A 4,430-nucleotide genomic window follows, 5' to 3' on the forward strand; every position below is an offset into this window, starting at 1 on the left:
GGCCGCCGCGCTGGGCCAGGTCACCGTCGTGCTCACCGGCGTGGTCGGCGCGGCGACCGCGAGCGCCCTCGTTCCCGGCCTGGCAGGGCGGGCGGGACGTGCCGGTCCCGTCCTGGGGCTGGCAGCTCCCGGGGGCCCTGCTGCTGACCGCCGGCGCGGTCGCGCTGCTGACGCCCCGGGCCGGCCGGCCGCTGGTCGGTGTGATCGCCGCCGGGCTGGTCGCGCTCGCCGCGCCGGCCGTGACGGCCGTGCCGTGGCCGCTGGTGCTGGTGGTGGACCTCGTGGCGGCCGCCGCGCTGCTGCTGGCGGCGGTGGCCCGGCCGCGCCCGGGCCGGGTGGCGGTCCCGGTCGCCGCGTCGGCCGCCGCGGTGCTGCTCGGGCACGCGCTGCTGGTCGGCGTCGCCGCGCCCGGCGGGGCGGTGGCGGTGCTCGCCGTGACGGCGCTGCTCGGCGTGACGGTGGCCGGGCTGGGCCGGCGCGGGCTGGGCGCGCAGCCGGTCGTCGGCGGCGTCGCGCTCGCGGTGGCGCTGGTCGCCGTACCGGCGGCGGTGGCCGTCGCGCTGTTCGGCCTCGGCGCGCCGCCGTGGTGGCAAACTGCGGGGTGCTGCCGCCGCCGTCGTGGTGCCGGTGGTCGTCGTCCTCGCCGTCCGTCGCCTGTGGACCGACCTGAGCGGGTACGCCTCGACCGGGCTCGCCGTGGCGCTCGCCGGGACCGGCCTGGTGCCGCTCGTCGCGCCGGGCGGGGAACCGGTGGCGCTCTACGCGGCGGCGGGGGTCCTGCTGGCGCTCGCCGCCGGGGGTGGCTCCCGGCCGGCGGCCGCCCCGCGCGCGGTGGGCGCCGCGCTGGCCGTGGTGGCGTTGCTGGCCACGGCGCGGACCGTGCTGCTGGTGCTCGCGAGCCTGCCGGTGCGGCCCGGGTCCGGGGTGCCCGCCGCCGCGGCGGCTTCCGCCGGGACCGCCCGCGCCGGGCTGGTGCTGCTGCTCCTGGGCGTCGCCGCCGGGGCGTACGCCGCGACGGGTCGCCGCGTCGCGTGGTGGGTCGCCGGGGCGCCGTTCGGCGCGGTGGCGCTGCCGGTGCTGGCCGAGGCGGCCGGCGCGCCCTGGCCGGTGGTGCCGGCGACGGCGTTCGGGGTCGGGCTGGCCGCGTTGCTGACCGCCGCGCTGACCGGGGCGTACCGGGCGGTGCTCGTGCCGCTGGCCGTGGTGCTGGCCGTACCCGGGTTCGGTGGTCTGCTCGCCACCCGGGCCGGGACGCTCGCCGCGCTCGGTGTGCTGGTGGTGGCCGGGGCGGTGACCGGGGTGGCCGGACGGCCGGCGGTGGTCCGGATCGTGGGGTGGCTGGGCGCCGTCGCGGCGGCCACCGGGTTCGCCCTCGTCGCGTCGCTGACGGCCGGGCAGTCGCTGCGTACCGGGGCGTTCGCGGTCCTGGCCGTCGCGGCCGTGACGCTGCACGCGGCGCCGCTGCTGCGCGTGGTCCGGTCCGGCGGTCCGGGCGGCGTCGGGCGGGCCGGCACGTGGGCGCTGGAGGCGGCGGCGCAGGCGGTGGCGCTGCTCGCGCTGCTGCTCACCGGCGGCTCGTTGCGGCACGCGGCGGCGGTCTGCGTGCTGTGGGGCGTGGCCGTCGCGGTCCGGGTGCTGCGCCGGAGCGAGTCGCCGGGCGGGCGTCGCGTGCTGGCCGCGGTGGCCGCCGGCAGCGAACTGGTCGGCGGGTGGCTGGTGCTGGCCGCGCCGGGGTGGTCGTGCTGGAGGCGTACACGCTGCCGGCGGCGGCGCTCGCCCTGGGCGCCGGGCTGCTGGCGCTGCGACGCCGGCCCGGGCTGACCAGCTGGCTGACGCTCGGTCCGGCGCTCGGCGCGGCGTTCCTGCCGAGCCTCGTGTCGGTGCTCGTCTCCGGTGAGCCGCAGCCGTGGCGGCGGCTCGCGCTCGGCGCGGCGGCGGTGGCGGTGGTGCTGGGCGGGGCGGCCCGGCGCTGGCAGGCGCCGGTGGTGCTGGGCTCGGCCACGCTGGTGCCGCTGGCGCTGCACGAGCTGGCCCGGGGCTGGGACCTGCTGCCCCGCTGGCTCTTCCTGGGCGTGGGCGGGCTGCTGCTGATCGGGCTGGCCGCCACCTACGAGCGGCGTCGGCGTGATCTGGTCCGGCTGCGCGAGGCCGTGGCCCGGCTCGGCTGACCCGAGCGGCGAGCCCTCTCACCGACTGTGGTGAGAGGGCTTCGCTGCGCCGGTGCGCCTCACCTGATCGGCGAGCCGCCGTCGACCGGGATGGTGTGGCCGTGGATGAACGACGCGTCGTCGCTGGCGAGGAAGCAGACCGCGCGGGCGATCTCGTGCGGTTCGCCGTACCGGCCGGCGGGCGCCTGCATGGTCAGGTCGTAGAACGGGAAGTCGCTGGTGATCTCCGCGCCCTCGAAGGCGGCGGTCTTGATCACGCCGGGGCCGATGCCCACAGCGCGGATGCCCTGGTGGCCGTAGTCGTAGGCGATCTGCTTGGTGAGCCCGATGACGCCGTGCTTGGCGGTGGTGTACTCCGCGCCGACCTCGCTGGCGACCAGGCCGGACGCCGACGACACGTTGATCACGACACCCTTGCCGCGCTCCAGCATGTGCGGCAACGTGGCCTTTGTGGCGAGGAAGACGCCCTTCAGGTCGACCTCCATGACGCGGTCCCACTGCTTGTTCTCGATCTCCAGCAGTGGCACGTACGCGCCGAACACGCCGGCGTTGTTCACCAGCACGTCGATGCGCCCGTACGCGTCGAGGGCGGCGCTCACCATGGCGCGTACCGACTCCTCGTCGGTGACGTCGGCCGCCACCGCCACCGCGTCGCCGCCGGCTTCCTTGACGCGGGTGACAGTCGCCTCGGCGCGTTCCAGGGAGAGGTCGGAGACGACGACCTTCGCGCCTTCGGCGGCCAGCTCGACGCACATGGACATGCCGAGTCCGGAGCCGACCTGGTCGGGGCTGAAGCCGCCGCCCGTCACGAGCACCACCTTGTCTGTCAATCCACGCACCGCGATGTCTCCCGTCTGTCGATGACCGTGCGTCCGGCACGGCTGACCGTTCGGATGAACGGCACTCATCTTTACGTACAGATTAGCTGGTCAGAGGGGGTGCGCCCACCGATGCGTGGGCTTGCTGCGGTGTGACGAAGATCGTTTGCCCGGGTCCGGCCCGGCGGGGTAGGGACAGCACCACCTTCGAGCCGGGGGTCTGCGGGATTACCCACGGCGACGATCGTCGCCAGAATCGGTGACGGAGAGTCGCGTACGAGAGCGTGGCTCGCGCATCGGGGGGCGACATGACTTCTTCCACGTCGACGGAACCCGCGGCACGGCGGGGCAGCGACTACGCGCGGCTGTCCCGCCGCATCGCCGAGGCGGGACTGTTCGAGCGGCGGCCCGGCCGGTACGCGCTGCGGATCGCGCTCACGCTCGGCGCGTTCCTGGCCGGCTGGGCCGTGGTGGCGCTCGTCGGTGACTCGTGGTGGCAGGTGCCGCTTGCAGTGGTGATGGCGGTGGCCACCACGCAGGTGGCGTTCCTCGGCCACGACGCCGGGCACCGGCAGATGTTCCGGCGGCGCGGGCCCAGCGAGGCGGCCGGGCTGGTCGCCGGCAACCTCGCCGTCGGGCTCAGCTACGGCTGGTGGGTCGACAAGCACAACCGCCACCACGCCAACCCGAACCACACCGACGAGGACCCGGACGTCGGCGCGGGCGCGCTGGTGTGGACGTACGAGCAGGCGAGCGCCACGCGCGGCCTGGGCCGGTGGATGGCCCGCCGCCAGGCGTGGCTGTTCTTCCCGCTGCTGCTGCTGGAAGGGCTGGCGCTGCACGTGGCGAGCGTGCGGGCGCTCGTCGACCGCGAGCCGGACGGGCGGTGGCGGGTGCCGATGCGGCACCGCGCGGTGGAGGCGCTGCTGCTCGCCGCCCACGCCGCCGGCTACCTCGGTCTGCTGTTCGCGGTCATGTCACCGGCCAAGGCGCTGGTGTTCGCGGCCGTGCACCAGGGGCTGTGGGGCCTCTACATGGGCTGCTCGTTCGCCCCGAACCACAAGGGCATGCCGATGCCGACCGACGAGGACGAGCTGGACTACCTGCGCAAGCAGGTGCTCACCTCGCGCAACGTACGCGGTGGCCGGCTCGTCGACCTGGCGCTGGGCGGGCTCAACTACCAGATCGAGCACCACCTGTTCCCGAACATGCCCCGCGCCAACCTGCGCCGGGCCCGGCCGCTGGTGATGGCGTACTGCGCGGAGCAGGGCGTCCCGTACGCGGAGACCGGGCTGATCGAGTCGTACCGGCAGGCGCTGGCGCACCTGCACGACGTGGGCCGCCTGCTGCGCGCGGGCTGACCCGGCCGGCTGCCGGTAGGGTCGTCGCTTGGTGGAGGGCGCGCCACGGTGGTGGCGCGCGGCACGGCGGGGCGTACCACCCC

General features: G+C 76.3%; 4 protein-coding genes. 3 read left to right on the forward strand and 1 reads right to left on the reverse strand.

Annotated features, from left to right (window positions below; genetic code table 11):
• Positions 1–627: 627 nt before the first annotated feature.
• Complete coding sequence (locus MCBG_RS34370) at positions 628–1,821, forward strand: hypothetical protein (protein WP_223201319.1); 1,194 nt, start codon at positions 628–630, stop codon at positions 1,819–1,821.
• Complete coding sequence (locus MCBG_RS34375; RefSeq protein WP_223201320.1) at positions 1,740–2,168, forward strand: SCO7613 C-terminal domain-containing membrane protein; 429 nt, start codon at positions 1,740–1,742, stop codon at positions 2,166–2,168. Before MCBG_RS34370 ends, MCBG_RS34375 begins: the two co-directional genes overlap by 82 nt.
• 59 nt (positions 2,169–2,227) lie before the next feature.
• On the opposite strand, the gene MCBG_RS24900 is transcribed toward MCBG_RS34375, so the two are convergent.
• Positions 2,228–3,007: an SDR family NAD(P)-dependent oxidoreductase gene (locus MCBG_RS24900; RefSeq protein WP_051611364.1), complete on the reverse strand. Its 780-nt coding sequence runs from the start codon at positions 3,005–3,007 to the stop codon at positions 2,228–2,230.
• Positions 3,008–3,294: 287 nt separating this feature from the next.
• On the opposite strand from MCBG_RS24900, the gene MCBG_RS24905 reads away from it, so the two are divergent.
• A complete protein-coding gene (locus tag MCBG_RS24905; RefSeq protein WP_043328564.1) occupies positions 3,295–4,347 on the forward strand; it encodes a fatty acid desaturase family protein in 1,053 nt (350 codons plus the stop codon).
• Positions 4,348–4,430 lie beyond the last annotated feature (83 nt).

Source organism: Micromonospora sp. M42 (assembly GCF_000568915.1).
In the GTDB taxonomy this organism is placed as follows: Bacteria; Actinomycetota; Actinomycetes; order Mycobacteriales; family Micromonosporaceae; genus Micromonospora; species Micromonospora chalcea.

What these genes read in the sequence shown, in the direction of transcription:
- MCBG_RS24905 (WP_043328564.1), top strand. Translation starts at nt 3,295, where the DNA reads ATGACTTCTTCCACGTCGACGGAACCCGCGGCACGGCGGGGCAGCGAC.